Source organism: Corallococcus sp. NCSPR001, from assembly GCF_017309135.1.
Lineage (GTDB): Bacteria > Myxococcota > Myxococcia > Myxococcales > Myxococcaceae > Corallococcus.
In genome coordinates, this window is the sequence record NZ_JAFIMS010000002.1 from 8,313,487 (window position 1) to 8,328,719 (window position 15,233).

A 15,233-nucleotide genomic window follows, 5' to 3' on the forward strand; every position below is an offset into this window, starting at 1 on the left:
TCAGTTGGTGGGGCAGCTGCCGCCCGAACAGTAGAAGCAGGAGCTGGTGCAGTTGCCGCCCGTGCACAGCGAGATGTCGGAGCCATGGCAGGTGGGCGACGACACATCTTGCAGGGTGTACTCCGTCTGGATGTCTCCGCAGGCAATCACCCGGTCGTCGGTGCCGCCATTGGCTTCCACAGACATGCTGTTGCTCAAATACGTGTCACCGCTCGCGGTCTTGCCCTTCTTCCACGAGCCATAGGCGACGAAGTTGGCGGCATTCGCGGGGACGATGGAGGATCCCATCCGGTAGTGGAGCATGCCGTTGACCGGCACCTGGACGGTCACGGTGCTCGATCCACCGCGCTGACGGTTGAAGGTGACGGGCCCGTTGCCACTGCAGTTGGCGACGGCGAAGTGGGCCGAGTGCCCCGGGTGGTTGAAGTTGACGCCATTCCACCAATCGGTCGTGCGGAGCCGGACCACCGTGGCCGTTCCCTTGACGATGTCGCAGGAACGGAGCTTGGGCTCACACGTGGCGCGATCCTGGATCCCCAGGGAGAAGTCACACCCGCTGGTGCAGTACGTATCGCTCGGGTGGGCGGTGCTGATGACCTCCTGGTTCGGGTCACCACACGTGGCATCGCCATACTCGGAGGCGACCCACGCCCGGAAGGACGCCGAGCACCCCGCGGTCAGGGACTGGCCGCCGGAATCGAAGCCAGTGGGCAGCGCCGCGAGCGCATCCGCGTTCTCCCGCTGGAGCTGCTCGCGCGCGGAGAAGTCCACCGCGAAGAGCGACTGGCGCGCGAGCGCCTCGGGGAGTTCCTGATGCGGCGGGGCCAGGGCGAGGAACACCTCCGCCGGAGTGTGCTTCTTGAGGAAGAGGGGGGCCACGAGAGGGCGCTGCGGATAGGTGGCCATGACGGCGATGTCCACCACGCCATCCTCGTTCTCGAGCCAGAGCACGTGATTGTCACGGGCGCCGGAGACCCGGGCGATTTCACGCGGGCCGGAGGTAGCGGGCGGCGCCGCGTGGACGGGGGTGGCCCCCAGCAACCAGGCGACACTGGTGACAGCAAGGGCGAAGGGGGTCGACGACAGCTTCACGGGGGAGGCTCCAGGAAAAGGCGGCGGAAAATGCACCGCTGCCCTTGAACGGAAGTCCCCGCGTTTTCCCCTCACCTTGCGCCGACCCGTCAGGAACGAATTCAGCGCTCCGTCATTACTCCCCAGAAAGGAGGGATGCCCCATGCAGAACCCCAATGAGCTCAACCCGCAGCGCCCCGCCACGAAGGTGACCTCTCTGGAGAACCTGGAGCTGGCCACCGCATCCTTCCGTGGCAGTGCGCCCGGGACCTGACGCTCGCACCCGCCCCCGGTGACCCCGGGACGGCGTGACGAGGGCCGGGTTCCCGAAGGGGGACCCGGCCCTTGTCGTGTCCGGGTCTTTCTTCAAATGGTTTCTCCAAGCATCGGGATGTAGCTCAGCCTGGTTGAGAGCGTGCGCCTCGGGCGCGCAAGGTCGCTGGTTCGAATCCAGTCATCCCGACTTCAAATCCAATCAAAGACACACCCCGCCGGGGTAGCCCAACTTGGTAGAGGCGCCGCGCTCAGAACGCGGAGGTTGCGGGTTCGAATCCCGCCTTCGGCACATCATCAGGCCCGGCAATCCCAACGGATTGCTGGGCCTTTTCTCATTCCGTTAGCAGCATGTGCGCAATGGCGGACAACTGCGCGTCTTGCTTGGGGTTTCCCACCACCCAGGTCGCGGCTTCGTCTCCCGCCCCCTGGCACGCACTCAGTGACCCTCGTGCTATTTTCTGCCCTCGCCGCGCACTGACTGTCACCGCCGCTTGGGTCGTGACCATTGCTCCAGGGGAGCACCATGCCTCAGGAATCAAGCAAGTCCTTGTCGACCCCAGCCCCTCCCCAGCGCCAGCTTCGTTGGATCGGCAGGATCCGTCCCTCTAGCGCACGGATTCACAAGAGGCCGCATAGGAATCCCCAAGGTCAAATTCACGATGTCGTCATCGACCTACCCAAGGGCACCCGCGTAACAGTGATTGGCAAGGACGGAGCGAACCTGCATGTCCAGGCCGTGCTGGGTGGTAAAGCCTACGACGGATATATCTCGCAGGAGTTGGTCGAGCATGTTTCGCCCAGTGTTCCTGGATTCGAAGAGGCCCTGGCCACCAAGGATTGGCCAGTGGCAGCGCGGCACCTCAGCACTCTTCAAAAAACCGAGATGCTTGATTTATTGAAGTCACGCAGCGCGAGTGAACTCGCGCACCTCACCCTGGGCGCGCTTTCCTCCAAACCGAGCCCCTATCAACGTGTCACCGACGCCATCGCACGCTTGAACTTTGCCGCCTCAATGGCGGGCACACAGCTGTGGTCCGCGCAGAGTGCCCTCGAATCAGAGCAGGCAAAGTTCCAGGTGAAAGTGACTTCTCGTGAAGCCTGGCGAGCCCTTCCACCGGACAAAAGCAAGGGTTGGGACGAATATCCCTCAAACACCCGCCTGCCGCTCACCCGTATTATCGTCCACCATACCGCTGACCCCCTGGGGCAGACCGTCAAGGAACTGGAGAACAAAGAGCGAAAAGCGGGCTATGCGGATATGCCCTATCACTTTGTCATCACCAAGAACGGTGAGATTTACGAGGGCCGCAGGATCAATATCGTGGGCGCCCATGCAGGAGAGTTCAAGAACAACAAAGACATCGCCAAGGATCCTGACCATGGAGCCATTGGCATTGTTCTGACTGGCGACTTCGAGAGCAGGATGGAGAATGGATGGTCGCCAGACAAACCCACGCAGGCACAACTCGCCAGCCTGCAGCTACTCCTCAATCATCTTGCATGGAAGTACAACATCCCCCCTGAATCCATCTTGAAGCATTCTGAGGTCAAGCGGGATGGCAAGCCGAAGGTCTGCCCGGGTGAACACCTGAGCCCTCATGTAGATCTTGGCAAGACAGTTGTGCGTCAGGCATTGAAAAGACTGAAGGCCGCCGAAGAAGCCTTCCAGGCCGCCGAGCAGCGTGCATCGACGCTCAAGCTCAAATAGGATGATGGGATGGATACGGGCGACACCCATACCGCGCTAAGGCGCATGGAGGCCGAGCAACAACGGCTCCGCCGGCAGGTTCGCGGGCTGAGCATCTTGCTGATCAGTTCACTTGCCCTGCTGCTGGCGGGTGAGTGGCTCCGGTGGAAAAGTTCGTCGGGCGCACATGGCGAAAAGCCAAGCGAACTCCGGGTGTCGCGTCTGATCATCCAGGATGAGCAAGGGCGGGTACGGGGGGAGTTGGGGCTCATGCCAGGTGCGCAAGAACCCTCTTTGGTGTTCTATCATCCGCAAGGGCAACGCTGGGCCTCACTCGCCGTGGCAACCCCACCCGGCGCGCCACCTGCGCACCAGAGCGCGTCCCTCACGCTCCACGATGAATCAGGCAAGGCTCGGATTTTGCTGGGGGCTTCTGGCCGAGACAATGGCCTGGTCCTCTACGAATCCGAGGGGCATCCAGGACTTGCCTTGTATCTTGATACAGACTCCCAGGGCTTGGTCATCAGAGGGAGCGACGCACCGCGGATACAACTCAGGTACACAGAACACGATGACGCCCGTCTCTCTGAACTCATCTTCCGAGATGCGCAGAGGACGCAGGCTGCTCTTCAGGGAGGAAGCGGGGGAGGAGCCTTGAACATCTACCGCCCCGATGGCGAAAGCGCGTTCCGGACGCCCTGACACTTCACGCTCGAATCCCGCCTCCGGCACATCATCCGGCGCGATGCCCAGCGTGCTCACCACCTGATCGCCATCCCGCGCCGCGAACGTGAACCGGCCCTGCCCGCCGCCAATGTTCGCCTGTAGATGACGCCATTCCTGTCGCCTGGCAGGTCTGTCTCCAGCACCTGGCCCTGGGAATCCATCACCGTGGTCGCGCAGTAGTAGGGGCTGCTGGAGCCGCTTTCGTCCCTGGGAATGGAGATCCGCCAGGCGTCCACGTCGTCGGGGGTCTCCAGTAAACCCTCGAAGGTGTACTCCGCGTCCGCCGTCCAGAAGAAGTCAGCCTGCTTCGTCTCATTGGAGGTCAGGGCCTCACCCCTGGGCTCCAGCGACGTCGCGTCGAGCAACTGGACCCGGAACCCCGACAGCATGGTGGCCGTGCAGACGAACCGGTAGAGCTGCCCGGCTCGTACGGCGAACTCGAAGCGGACGCCCTCAGGACTTCACTTACAGACTTGAATGCATGGTCCGCGCTGCCCCATGGACCACACCATCTCATCTCATGTCTGGCGTCGCGACGGGGGTTTCCACGCAGGAAATCTCACGCGGAGCGATGCGAACCCGCATCGTCCATGGGTTCGTGCCTGTCCCCTTCGATGCGACGATAGAGGAAGTACGAGTAGAGCACGGGAGTCACCGCCGCCACGGCGACAGCCGCGAGCACGGGGACCGGACCACCGCCCAGAAGCCCCGACACGAGGACGATGAGTCCCGCGAGGACGAAGAGCCTGCCTCCCAGGCGATGCGTGCGCAGCCAGACCTCGTCGCTCGCGAGCGTCCAGGGCGTCCGGATTCCACAGAAGAAGTTCTTCGTGAACTTCCCCATGTAATTCCCCAGGACCATCAGGACCAGGCCCGCGCCCGCGGGCACCACGCGCGCCATCGGCACGGACACGCCGAGGCCCGCGAGCAGGACCAGGGCGTTGAGCAGGAACAGGAACGCGACCAGCACCGCCTGGATGCCCTCGAAGACGTTCTGGAATCGCTCCACGCGGTAGCCCCTGGGCGAAATCCGCGGCACGGCCACCAGGGCTAGGTACACGGCAGCCATCACCAGCGGCAGGACGAAGGGCCCCCAGGGCTTGGGCGTATACCCGTCCACCACGCCCTCGGCGTTCCAATGCGTGGGAATCGACTCCGGCAAGTGGCCGTAGAGCATGAAGGCCATCGCGAACGCCACCGCGACGAATCCCAGACTCAACCCATTGGCTCGGCGGATCCTCATGACTGCTCTCCCTTCCCCTTTTCGACCTTGAAGAGGTCGAGCAGGACTGCCGCTACGTCCTCGAACACGGTCGTATTGAGGGAGTAGACAATTTGCTGCCCGCGCCGCTCACAGCGCACCAGGTCCGCGGCTTTGAGCACGTTGAAGTGATGCGACAGCGACCCCTTGGTGATGTCGAACGCCTCCGCGAGCTCTCCCGCTGACTTCGAGCCGCCCTGCAGGAGTTTGAGCACCCTGCGCCGGGTCGGGTCGGAAATGGCCTTGAAGACCTCCTGCGTTCGCATCATGACCTTTTGATATTTTGAATAACCTCAAAATAACGACCCGCCCGGCCAAGTCAAGGGGGATGCCGGACGTCCCCGATGGCGCCGACACGAACCTCCCGCCGCTCCTGGCTCAGGGCACGGCGACCGGGGTCAGCTTCCACAGCTGCCCGGAGTCATTGCAGCCGGTCTTGGCGAGGATGGGGATGTTGTTGGCCCTGCTGTCATTGACGACGTCCAGAGACAGCCCGTCGCCCTGCGCCTGGGTCGTCAGCCGGTAGATGCCGTTGGGCTCCGGATTCAGCTTCCATCGCTGCTCCGGAACCGCCGCCGATTTGACGAGCAGGGGGCGGTTGCCGCCGGCGTTGGCCAGGGACAGGGTGCTCCCACGCCATACGGTCGTCAGCCGGTAGTAGCCGTTGGCCTCCGGAGTCAGCTTCCACATCTGCCCGTCGGTCTCGCGCGTCCTGGCGAGGATGGGCACGTTATTGGCCTCGCCGTCATAGAGAATGTCCAGCGACATGCCTTCGCCCTGCCACAGGGTCGTCAACCGGTAGTGGCAGCGGGTATCGGGGCCGGAGGACACCGGCGGCGGGGCGGGAGTCGTGGGCGGGGCGGGGGTCGTGGGAGGGGGCACCTGCCACACCTGCTGGAGCAGCGCGAGCATCCCCGGGTCGTGCCTGCCCAGCTCTTCACGCGTGAAGGGGTAGAAGTCGTTGCGCCCGAAGAACGCCTCTGAACTCTCCGCGAAGTACTCCCCCACGTCGGTCATGGCATAGGCAGGCTCGAACACGCTGGGCCGCTCGGGACTCTTCCAGCGCTCCACGCACTCGTAGCTCTTGCTTGCCATCGCGCGCGCATAGAGGGCCGCGAGGCCGGCGTGGTCCCAGCCGAGCACCTGGTCATGGTAGGCGTGGCTGAGTTCGTGGAGCATCAACAAGGGCATCCGCTTGATTTCCTGTTCAAGGATGAAGACGCTCGTGAGCTCGATGCTCTTCAGCATCGCCAGGTTGCGGCCATTCCGGCGCATCCAGTCTTCGGAGACATGGTACGTCGCCCTCTGCCCATCGTTGGGATAGGGCGGCGACAGCCACAGCGTCACCTTGCGGAGCTGAGCCACGGGGCCCGCGGGGACGAGCCGGACGACCTCCTTGAGCTGCGCCGCCAGGAGCACCAGGGCCTTGTCCGTCGCGGGCTTGTTCTCCGCCGTCAGCAGGCGCTCATCGATGCGAACCGGCCAGCCCTCCAGGGTCTGGGTCTGGTAGGTGGGAGCAGGGCTGGCCGCGGAGGCGACGCAAGCGATTGCCAGGGTGGCCAGGAGGAGCCATTTGAGAGAGGGCATGTCTCATCCTATACCCAGCGTGGCGGATGACGACGACCCTCCGTATTGGCAATGAATGCACTGTGGCGCTCGGCGCTATTTCGTCGCCACCCGGTGGCCCTGCGGCTGGTCCACCGGGGGCCGCGGCATGGCCTTCACGGACGCCTGCGCATTCGCCACGGCGTCCGCGGTGGGCGCCACGCTGGTGTCCTGGAGCGGGTTGTCGTGGCTGTCCGTGTAGACGCCATCCGGGAAGTACCCCTCGTAGATTTGAGGCGTGGCGGGCAGCGCCTGGGTGAGCACGGTGAGGTAGTTGTCCATCTCGTGCCGGATGGTCGCCTCCTGCGTGCTGGTGTCGCCCAGCTTGTTGTAGAAGAGCACGTCGAACTCCACACCCACCTGCGTGTAGTTGGGCGCCATCCACGACGGCGGCAGGGTGGGCACCACGTCGTACTGGTTGACCACGCGCACCGTCGCCGGACGCGTGACGTACTGGGCGTAGGCCGTCCCCCACGAATCCGCGAGCCCCGCCTTCGGCGCCGCGAACGTGACGGTCGTCACGCTCAGCGACGGCTGGCTCACCGCCAGGTCCAACGCCAGGAGCTCCGCCAGCCCCCCGCCCAGGCTGTGGCCCGTCACGTAAAGCGTCTGGATGTTGTTCGCCTTCAGCCACGCGAACACCTGCGCCTGCATCGACCGCGGCACGGAGCTGCTCGTACCGGTGTAGATGCCCCAGAACCCGCTGTGCACCTGCGGCACCGGCGACAGGGAGGTCCCGGAGTACGGCGCGAAGGACGTGGTGGCGTATTGCTCGTCCGCGCTCGTGTCCGCGGACGTCACGGTCCCGCGCAGCGCCAGCATCGCCGTGGTCGAATCCGCGTCGGAGGTGAACCACAGGCCGAATGCCTCCGCGACGCCGCCCTTCTGCGGCACCCACGCCGTCAGGATGAAAAAAGGCGTGACGGCGAGGAGCCGTCACACCTTTCTCACGTCGTCACGGCCGTGCCGCCACCGCGCTACTCGATGGCGGCGACCTTGTCGTCCTTGCCGAACTTCACGCGCACCTTGGCCGTCTTCGACTTCCAGTAGGTCCAGGTGCTGGAGTTGAACGACGGCGTCTCATGCGCGGGCGGCGGTCCCCACGCCATGCGCACGGCCTCGCGGCTCATGCCGGGCTCCACCTCCGACGCGGAGACCTTCTTGCGGTCCTCCGGCGACAGCGCCTCCAGCTTCGCGGCCTGGTCCTCCGGCGCGAACGAGGCCTGGAACAGCTTCCAGGTCTCCGAACCCGAGCGCGAGTCGTTGGTGAACTCGAGCTCCGCGCCGGTCTCCACGACCTTGAACTTCACGGAGGACGAGCCCTTGTCCAGCACCTCCACCCGCGCGTTGAACGGGATGATGGGCCCCTTGAGGTAGTTCACCCAGGACACGGTGCCGTCCTCGAAGTGGAAGTTCGCGGTCGCGAAGTAGTTCTTCTCCACCACGGGGGCGGGGGCGGGAGCGGCCACGGGCTCGTTGCTCAGCCGCACGACCTTGCCATCCGGGCCAAAGTCGACCTCGAACGTGGAGAACTTGGAAGCCCAGTACGTCCAGCGATTACCCTGGAGCGACGGCGTGCGGTGCGGCGGCGGCGGACCGGCCGTCAGGAGCACGGCCTCGCGCGACATGCCCCGGGCCAGCTCTCCGGCGCGGACCTGCTTCTGGTCCTCGGGCGACAGCGCGGCGATGCGCGAGGCCGGGTCCTGCTCGGCGAAGAAGCCGGCGAACAGCACGTTGATGGGCTTGCCCAGGCTCCGGTGCGTCACGAACCGGAACTCGGCGCCGGAGTCGATGACCTTGCAGCGGACCTCGTCGTTGTCCCGCTCGAGGACCGCGACCTTCGCCCCCACGGGGATGGTCACGCCCTTGCCGCGGTAGTTCACCGCGGAGAGCTGGTTCTTGTTGAGCAGGAAATTGCCCTGGGCGAACAGCACCTCGGCCTGGGCAGTCATGGCCGTCAGCAACCCCAGCGCGAACACGGCGCTGAGGACATTCTTTCGATACACGCGAAAACCCCCTCGAGTAGGCAACGGCGTGCTTGTAGTGGTGTCGCACGCACGGCCGCAAGGGGGTCACGCAGGCTCAGGCCGCGGCGCGAGCGCCGTCCCAGTCCTCCACCTCGTAGAGGAACTTCGTGCCGCCCTTGAGCTTGCGGTTGGCGGACGTGCTCTGGACGAAGACGACGTACTTCTCCAGGCTCGCGGGGCGGATGCGCACCGTCTCCCCCGGCGGCAGGCCGAGCATCTCCCGCGCGCGCTCGCCGCTGTAGAGGTCGCCGGACTTGCGGTCCATCAGCACCACCTCCTTGCGGCCCTGGATGGTCTCCGTCTTGGTGAACTCGTAGAAGCCCCGGCCCGTCTTGAAGCCCAGGCCGTTCTCCGTCACGAACTCCTTGATGGCGCTGTCCGCCTCCACCTCCAGCACCTGGAAGCGGCCCGGCGGCACCGCGCGCAGGTCCGTCTCACCGAAGAGCGTGGACGCGGCCCGCTTGAGCATCGTGTTGAACATCGCGTTCAGGCCGCGGTTCATGCGGCCCTCGCGGGACACCTCCGCTTCATATGCCTGGAGTTGCGCGTCCGAGGACTGCTTGTAGCAGACGGCCAGCAGCATGTCGGTGACGTGAGAGAACTGATCCAGGCTCAGGTGGAAGCCGCCCGACTTCTCCGCCAGCTCCTTGTAGAACGACGTCGCGTGACGGCGGTTCAGCGCCTGGACGCCATACACAGGCACGCCCTTCTCCCCCAGCGCGGCCACTTCCTTGCGCCAGTCCAGCTTCTTGGGGTTGTGCTGGGGCGAGTGCGGCACGTCATCGCCAATGAGCACGAACGCCTTCGTGTAGCCCTCCGTCCAGGACAGGCTCCGGGCCTCGTGCAGCACCAGTTCGTAGCACTCCGGCGCGTCTCCGCCGCCCGTCTGTTCCACCTTCTCCACGAAGCGGGTGATGGCCTTCGCGTCGTCCGTGAGATCCAACGCCTTGGTCACGTAGGTGGACTTCGCGTCACAGTAATCACCGTGCGCGATGATGCCGATGCGGATGCCCGGGATCTCCTTCGTCAGCCGGGCCACGGCGGCCCCCAGCTTCTTTCGCACCTGCGCGAGACACGGATACATGCTGCCCGTGGTGTCAAAGCTGAAGACGACCTCGACGCGGTTATCAATCACAGACTTCGCCATGACCTATTTCCCCCTCGTGCGTTTCTCGCTGCGACAGGGAGAACAGTACTCGCGGGGTCTGACACGGAACGGGGCTTCCGGGCGTCGGTTTCCGGGCGTCCTCGTACCGCCGTGCGTTGCCAGGAAGGCGCCCTCGTTTCGTAGTGTCCTGGCAGGGCGTGACGCCCGGACACCACCCAGGGGGGACCATGAGGAACATCGGCATCATCGGAGCGGGCCAGGCGGGTCTGCAGCTCGGCTTCGGTCTGTTGGAGAAGGGCTACACGGTCACCGTCTATTCGGACCGCACGCCCGAGCAGCTCTTCAACGCCCGGCTCGCCGCGACCACCTACCTCTTCGGCCGCGCCTACCAGTACGAGCAGGAGCTGGGGCTCGACTTCTGGAAGGGCCCGGGGGAGTACGCCCGGGGTGGGGACCTGGACGTCTGCCCGGCCCCGGGGCAGCGGGCGCTCCGCGTCCAGGGACGCATCCAGAATCCGGGCAAGGCCCTGGACCTGCGGGCGAAGTACTCCCGCTGGCTCGCGGAGTTCGAGCGGCGCGGCGGCTTCGTGGTGGTGCGGGACGTGGACGTGGACGCGCTGGAGGTGCTCGCGGCCGGGCATGACCTGGTGGTCGTGACGACGGGCCGCAACAGCTTCACCCGGCTGTTCGAACGGGACGCCGAGCGCAGCGTCCATACGCAGCCGCAGCGGAACCTCACGGCAATGATTGTCACCGGCATGAAGCCGCTGAACGAGACGCCCTACCCCGCGCTCAAGTTCATCCTGGCGGCGGGCCATGGCGAATACTTCGCCATGCCGTACTTCGACCGCATCCGGGGCCCGCTGAACTGCCTCCTGCTGGAGGCCATCCCCGGCCAGGGGTTGGACCGCTTCGGCGGCGTGAGCACCGCGCGGGAGGCGATGGAGCGGATGAAGCAGGTGCTGCGGGACTTCTCGCCGTGGGTGGCGGAGCGGCTGGAGGGCGCCAGCATCGTGGACGAGTCCTCCTGGCTCACCGGCGCGTTCACGCCCACGGTGCGCAAGCCGGTGGGGCGGCTGCCCTCGGGACGCGCGGTGATGGGGATGGGGGATGTCGTCATGCTCAACGACCCCATCGCGGGCCAGGGGCTCAACAGCGCGTCGAAGCAGGCGCACGCGATGACGCAGGCCATCCTCGCGCACGGCGACCAGCCCTTCACGCCGGACTGGATGGAGCAGACCTTCGAGCACTTCTGGCGGACGGAGGGCCAGTTCATCACCGCGTTCACCAACATGCTGCTCCAGCCGCCACCGCAGCACGTGCTGCGCTACCTGGGAGCCGCGTCGGCGGTGTCACCCCTGGCCGACACGTTCTTCGACAACTTCGGAGAGCCGCAGCGCTTCTGGCCCTGGATTGTCAGTCCTGAAGAGACCGAGGCCCGCATCCAGCAGGCGTCCGCCGCGTAGCGGCTGTAAGTCCTTGTCATTCCCACCCGGCCGGTCCTTCACTCCCGGTCCGGGTGGCTGAATCCTCTCAGCCTTCATTCGGGAGGGGACATGACGATTCAGCTCGGGTTCATCGACCACGGGGATGGCGCGAACCTGCGGACGCTCCCCGCGGAGATGAAGGGCTCAGCCTGCCTGACTCCGGCGCCCCTGCCTCCGGGAACGCGAGTGAGCGTCATCCGGGACCATGCCCAGGCGCCCGGCTGGTCCTATGTCTCCACCGTGGTGGGGGGATACCTGCTGCAAGGCTTCATACAGACGTTGCGCATCACGACCCAGCTGCCGGAGCCCGCCGCGACGCTCTATCTGGTGCGTCCGGGGGACCGCCTGGAGCCCATCGCCGCGCGCATCTACCGGCAGGCCATCCAGCCGGGGCGGGACCTGCGCTTCTACGAGAATGTCATTCATCACGTGAACGTGAAGAGTGGCCGAAAGGGGGTTCAGAGCGTCGACGGTGACGTCCGGCTGGTCGCGGGCGAGCGCATCTGGCTGGTGAGCATCGCCTTCGCCAACCAGCTCCAGGGAGTCGTGTCGAGCGGCTCCATCACCCACGAGGCGATGGTCCAGGCGCGCAAGGCCGCCCGGCACCTGGAGGACGTCCTCGCGTCCGTGAGGCAGGCGGACCGGTACTTCGGAGAGGTCACCGGCCAGTATGGCAAGGCCATCCTGGACAACTGGCTGGAGATCTCCGCGATGGTGGTGGGCTTCATCGCCGCGGAGGCGCTGTCCACCTTCCTGGCGGCGACGCCCACCGGCGTGGGGCAGCTGGCGGCGGCGCTCATCCAGTTGGGCCTGGCGGCGTTCGGAGCCCATGGACTCATCGAGGCCGGAGGGGAGGCCCTGAAGCACGCGCAGCTGTGGCTCATCCAGGCGTGGGAGGCAAATGGCTCACAGGAGAAGTTGAAGGAGGCCAGCAAGTCCTTCCTCCGGATGCTGGTGAGCATCGCGATGGCGGCGCTGGCGCTGTTGGGCGTGAAGACCAACGCGGGACGTGGGCTCAAGCTGATGACGTCCGTGAGAATCACCCCGCCCCGCATCTACATGATGGCGGCTGCGGGCCCCAGCGGTGCCTACGCGGGCGTGCCTGTCTTCCAGCCGGGCTCCATCACCGCCGCTCCATCCATTCCACTTCCCTTCAATCCCTGGGGCTCCGGCGCGCCGTTGCTGTCAAAGGCTGTCAAAGAGGGCGGATCCTCCACGCCGGAGCCCGAGCCCCCCCTGACCGAGCGCACGCTCAGCGACGCCGAGTTGGAGAAGCTGCTGGAGAAGCTCCCCAACTGGGACAAGCTCAAGGACTTCGTCGGACGCCGCATCCCGCAGGAAGGAACGCCTGAGTTCAACGCGTTCAAGAAAGAGCTCCAGGCCGCTGGCTACCGTCTGGAGAAGTTGAGCAGCGGTTCCCAGCCCTACCGGCTGCGCCGTCCGGACGGGAAGGCCCTGGGTGACGAGTATGGGGCGCTCACGGTGACCGATGACGGGCTGGTGGTGCTCAAGGTCGGCAAGGGCACACCCCGCCTGAGCGTCTTCACTCGCTACCGGAAGAACTACCTGGACTGGGTGGAGAAGACCCAGGGTCCGGCGGCGCGTGCGGCGGCGGAGGTCCGGCTCTCCGCCGGTCATCCCATGCACCACCTCATCCCCGACGGGGTCGCCCAGAGCCACCCGCTGATACGAATGGCCATGGAGCGGCTCAAGGGCTACACGATTGACCGTGGGTCGAACATCCTCGACATGCACTCCGGGCTCAACGTGGAGGGCCAGCTCATCCACTCGGGAAGCCACCCCTTCTACAGCAACTTCGTGAACGCCAGGCTCGATCGCGCATTGAGTAAGCTGCGCATGAAGGGACCGGCCTCCAGTTGGACGCCGCAGGTGATTGAGGAAGCCATCCTCAAGGTCGAGAACGAGCTTCGTCAGGCCATCGAATCCGGGAGCTTGAAGGAGCCGGCCATCAAGGTGATCCAGGAGCAGCGCGGCGGTAAGGTGCTCACGGGGAGGAAGCTGGCCTTGCTGGAGCTGCGCTCCCATGGGGAGTCACACACCACATGATGTATGCACTGTCGACGGACGTCTCCCATGCCAAGGAGAATGCGGATATCTACGACGCCCATCTCATCGAGTTCGACGGTTTCGAGGACGTGACGTTCTTCGACCCCGACATCGGCGATCAGCCCCAGCAGGGCATGCCCGGGGTCATTGAGTACTACGGCAACCTGGAGTGGATCGCCGGGCGCGACCACCTGTGCACCACGTCCATGGGGTGGTTGCTGCTCTCCCGGCGCATGGTGCGCGTGCTCGAATCGGTGGGACCGTTCCGCCACCGACTCATCCCCACGGTCATCTACGCGGAACGCATCAAGCACCTCGTGTACAGCGGATACCCCCGAAGGCGGACCTGGCATTCGGTGACGGACCCTGCGCTAAAGAACGAGGACTTCGTCATCCTCCAATTGCTGGAGCGGACCCACTGCCTCGACCGGGAGCGCACCCTCGTGAAGGGCGTGCCCTTCCACCAGTGCGGAGAAGAACTGCTGGGCTATGACGATGCCGAGCCGCTCGTGCTCCACCCTCCACCCGGAGGCTTCCCGCCCGTGTTCTTCGTCCCCGAGCTGGCCTTCTACTGCTACACCGAGGAAGCGCGGCAGGCGTGTGAGGAGGCGGGACTGAAGGGGCTGTGGTGGCACCCCCAGCCTTGAGCCCGGACGCGCCCGGGGCCGACTTGGGGCGCGGGCCCGTCCCCCTTTAGGATGACGTTCCCATGGGGGACGCAACATGAGTGGTGAGGGCTCGAAGCCCGTCGCGGCGGTGCTGGTGGGGCTGACGAACTTCCGGCTGGGCCGCATCCTGCTGTGGACCACGACGGTGTTCCTGGGACTGCTGGCGCTCGTGCCGGGCCCTGACAGCGGGACGCTGTGGCGCATCGCAGCCATTCCGGGCGTGCTCGCGCTGATTGGGACGGGCACCGCGTGGTGGAAGGAACGCCAGAGTTCCCGGTCCGGCCCCATCCCGTGGCTGCTGCCCCGGCTGGCCGTGGGGGCCGTGCTCCTCGGCGCCGCCGCGCTCCTGATGTGGTGGCGGCGTCGGCGCGAATTGAGGGACAGCACGCCTGTATCGCCGCCCTCCGCGGAACAGGTGGACCAGTGGACCACCGCCGAGCTGCGTGTTGCATCCGTGGAGCGCGCGTCATGAGCCACGCGGCCTTGAAGCAACGGGACGCGGCGCCGCTCGAAGCGCCTCCGCGTGAGTCCATGGGAGGCATGGCCCGCTCGGGCTTGCGGAGCCTCCTCGCCATGGTGCCCGCCCTGCTGGGCTCCGGCGTGGCGGGTGCGCTGAAGGGCTTCTTCCTCTTCGGGTGCTTTGGTCTGGTGCTGGCGGGCGTCTTCGTGCTCGCGCCGCGTTGGACGGGCGCGGCCCCGACGCCCTCCTGGCTGAACTCCCTGAGCTTCGTGCTCACGCCCCTGCCCCTGGCTCTGGCCGGAGGCTACGTCTGGATGCTCCACGGGGTCAGCGCACGGCTCGCGAGCGAGGTCCGCGCGCGCGGGTTGATGGGCTATGCGTACGCCATCCTCAAGCCCGCGACGCTGCAGGTCGCCCGGCGGTTACGCGGGGCCGGCACGCCCAGCCGCGCGGAGCTCACCCGGGCCATCGAGGAGTCGGTGGCGGAGCGCATGCGCGACCCCGAGGAGGCGCGTGAGTCCGCGGCCTCCCGCGCCGGATGGCTGGAGGGCTTCCTCATGGACCAGTCGCGCCGGGTGCTGGGGCTCATCGCCCTGCGCGCGGTGCTGACGTCGCCAGACGTGCCTTCCGCGGTGCGGGAGCTGGAGATGCTGGCCATCGACCGGTTGGAGGGCGTGCTGGAGGAGACCCTGGAGGACCTGTTCTTCCTCCAGATGGTGCTCACGCTCGGCGTGGGCGTCCTGGTCGCCGCGCTGCCCACGTTCCTGCTCCTCTTCCTGTCCCGCTGAGC

General features: G+C 66.0%; 15 protein-coding genes and 2 tRNA genes. 9 read left to right on the plus strand and 8 right to left on the minus strand.

Annotated features, from left to right (window positions below):
- On the minus strand, positions 1 to 1,092 hold the full coding sequence (locus JYJ93_RS35380; protein ID WP_206798973.1) for a hypothetical protein: 1,092 nt from the start codon (positions 1,090 to 1,092) through the stop codon (positions 1 to 3).
- Between the two features lie 366 nt (positions 1,093 to 1,458).
- Between JYJ93_RS35380 and JYJ93_RS35385 the strand changes: the two genes are divergently transcribed.
- The 4 genes from JYJ93_RS35385 (at position 1,459) to JYJ93_RS35400 (ending at position 3,736) form a co-directional block, all read left to right on the plus strand.
- Positions 1,459 to 1,534 (plus strand) — tRNA-Pro (locus JYJ93_RS35385).
- 27 nt (positions 1,535 to 1,561) lie between these two features.
- Positions 1,562 to 1,636 (plus strand) — tRNA-Leu (locus JYJ93_RS35390).
- Between the two features lie 408 nt (positions 1,637 to 2,044).
- Positions 2,045 to 3,055, plus strand: coding sequence for a peptidoglycan recognition family protein (locus tag JYJ93_RS35395; RefSeq protein WP_206798974.1), 1,011 nt, complete (start codon positions 2,045 to 2,047; stop codon positions 3,053 to 3,055).
- A gap of 9 nt (positions 3,056 to 3,064) precedes the next feature.
- On the plus strand, positions 3,065 to 3,736 hold the full coding sequence (locus JYJ93_RS35400) for a hypothetical protein (protein WP_206798975.1): 672 nt from the start codon (positions 3,065 to 3,067) through the stop codon (positions 3,734 to 3,736).
- 56 nt (positions 3,737 to 3,792) lie between these two features.
- Here the strand turns inward: JYJ93_RS35400 and JYJ93_RS35405 are convergent, their stop codons facing one another.
- From JYJ93_RS35405 to JYJ93_RS35435, 7 genes are all read right to left on the minus strand, one after another.
- Positions 3,793 to 4,149: a hypothetical protein gene (locus JYJ93_RS35405; RefSeq protein WP_206798976.1), complete on the minus strand. Its 357-nt coding sequence runs from the start codon at positions 4,147 to 4,149 to the stop codon at positions 3,793 to 3,795.
- A gap of 170 nt (positions 4,150 to 4,319) precedes the next feature.
- Entirely contained in the window at positions 4,320 to 5,003 is a 684-nt protein-coding gene (locus JYJ93_RS35410; RefSeq protein ID WP_206798977.1) for an SdpI family protein, read from the minus strand.
- Positions 5,000 to 5,290, minus strand: coding sequence for an autorepressor SdpR family transcription factor (locus tag JYJ93_RS35415; RefSeq protein ID WP_277989492.1), 291 nt, complete (start codon positions 5,288 to 5,290; stop codon positions 5,000 to 5,002). The genes JYJ93_RS35410 and JYJ93_RS35415 overlap by 4 nt, the downstream gene beginning before the upstream one ends.
- Positions 5,291 to 5,399: 109 nt before the next feature.
- Positions 5,400 to 6,608, minus strand: a complete 1,209-nt coding sequence (locus tag JYJ93_RS35420; protein WP_206798979.1) for an RICIN domain-containing protein — start codon at positions 6,606 to 6,608, stop codon at positions 5,400 to 5,402.
- A gap of 75 nt (positions 6,609 to 6,683) precedes the next feature.
- On the minus strand, positions 6,684 to 7,520 hold the full coding sequence (locus JYJ93_RS35425) for a lipase family protein (RefSeq protein WP_206798981.1): 837 nt from the start codon (positions 7,518 to 7,520) through the stop codon (positions 6,684 to 6,686).
- 83 nt (positions 7,521 to 7,603) lie between these two features.
- A complete protein-coding gene (locus JYJ93_RS35430) occupies positions 7,604 to 8,632 on the minus strand; it encodes a hypothetical protein (RefSeq protein ID WP_206798983.1) in 1,029 nt (342 codons plus the stop codon).
- A gap of 76 nt (positions 8,633 to 8,708) precedes the next feature.
- Positions 8,709 to 9,800 (minus strand): vWA domain-containing protein, encoded by a 1,092-nt coding sequence (locus tag JYJ93_RS35435; protein WP_206798985.1) that lies wholly within the window; start codon positions 9,798 to 9,800, stop codon positions 8,709 to 8,711.
- Positions 9,801 to 9,988: 188 nt separating this feature from the next.
- Between JYJ93_RS35435 and JYJ93_RS35440 the strand changes: the two genes are divergently transcribed.
- The 5 genes from JYJ93_RS35440 (at position 9,989) to JYJ93_RS35460 (ending at position 15,231) form a co-directional block, all read left to right on the plus strand.
- Entirely contained in the window at positions 9,989 to 11,227 is a 1,239-nt protein-coding gene (locus tag JYJ93_RS35440; RefSeq protein ID WP_206798987.1) for a styrene monooxygenase/indole monooxygenase family protein, read from the plus strand.
- 90 nt (positions 11,228 to 11,317) lie between these two features.
- The gene (locus JYJ93_RS35445) at positions 11,318 to 13,315 is read left to right on the plus strand and encodes an AHH domain-containing protein (RefSeq protein WP_206798988.1); all 1,998 of its coding nucleotides are present in this window, start codon (positions 11,318 to 11,320) and stop codon (positions 13,313 to 13,315) included.
- Positions 13,312 to 13,962, plus strand: coding sequence for a hypothetical protein (locus tag JYJ93_RS35450; protein WP_206798989.1), 651 nt, complete (start codon positions 13,312 to 13,314; stop codon positions 13,960 to 13,962). The genes JYJ93_RS35445 and JYJ93_RS35450 overlap by 4 nt, the downstream gene beginning before the upstream one ends.
- 76 nt (positions 13,963 to 14,038) lie before the next feature.
- Positions 14,039 to 14,455 carry a hypothetical protein gene (locus JYJ93_RS35455; protein WP_206798990.1) on the plus strand — a complete coding sequence of 139 codons (417 nt, stop codon included), beginning with the start codon at positions 14,039 to 14,041 and terminating at the stop codon, positions 14,453 to 14,455.
- Positions 14,452 to 15,231: a hypothetical protein gene (locus JYJ93_RS35460; RefSeq protein WP_206798993.1), complete on the plus strand. Its 780-nt coding sequence runs from the start codon at positions 14,452 to 14,454 to the stop codon at positions 15,229 to 15,231. The genes JYJ93_RS35455 and JYJ93_RS35460 overlap by 4 nt, the downstream gene beginning before the upstream one ends.
- Positions 15,232 to 15,233: the final 2 nt, after the last annotated feature.

Excerpts from the sequence above, each read along its gene's own strand:
- JYJ93_RS35405 (WP_206798976.1), bottom strand. The coding sequence starts at position 4,149 with ATGCTGTCGGGGTTCCGGGTCCAGTTGCTCGACGCGACGTCGCTGGAG.
- JYJ93_RS35445 (WP_206798988.1), top strand. The coding sequence starts at position 11,318 with ATGACGATTCAGCTCGGGTTCATCGACCACGGGGATGGCGCGAACCTG.
- JYJ93_RS35420 (WP_206798979.1), bottom strand. The coding sequence starts at position 6,608 with ATGCCCTCTCTCAAATGGCTCCTCCTGGCCACCCTGGCAATCGCTTGC.
- JYJ93_RS35415 (WP_277989492.1), bottom strand. The coding sequence starts at position 5,290 with ATGATGCGAACGCAGGAGGTCTTCAAGGCCATTTCCGACCCGACCCGG.
- JYJ93_RS35410 (WP_206798977.1), bottom strand. The coding sequence starts at position 5,003 with ATGAGGATCCGCCGAGCCAATGGGTTGAGTCTGGGATTCGTCGCGGTG.
- JYJ93_RS35455 (WP_206798990.1), top strand. The coding sequence starts at position 14,039 with ATGAGTGGTGAGGGCTCGAAGCCCGTCGCGGCGGTGCTGGTGGGGCTG.
- JYJ93_RS35450 (WP_206798989.1), top strand. The coding sequence starts at position 13,312 with ATGATGTATGCACTGTCGACGGACGTCTCCCATGCCAAGGAGAATGCG.
- JYJ93_RS35460 (WP_206798993.1), top strand. The coding sequence starts at position 14,452 with ATGAGCCACGCGGCCTTGAAGCAACGGGACGCGGCGCCGCTCGAAGCG.
- JYJ93_RS35435 (WP_206798985.1), bottom strand. The coding sequence starts at position 9,800 with ATGGCGAAGTCTGTGATTGATAACCGCGTCGAGGTCGTCTTCAGCTTT.
- JYJ93_RS35400 (WP_206798975.1), top strand. The coding sequence starts at position 3,065 with ATGGATACGGGCGACACCCATACCGCGCTAAGGCGCATGGAGGCCGAG.
- JYJ93_RS35440 (WP_206798987.1), top strand. The coding sequence starts at position 9,989 with ATGAGGAACATCGGCATCATCGGAGCGGGCCAGGCGGGTCTGCAGCTC.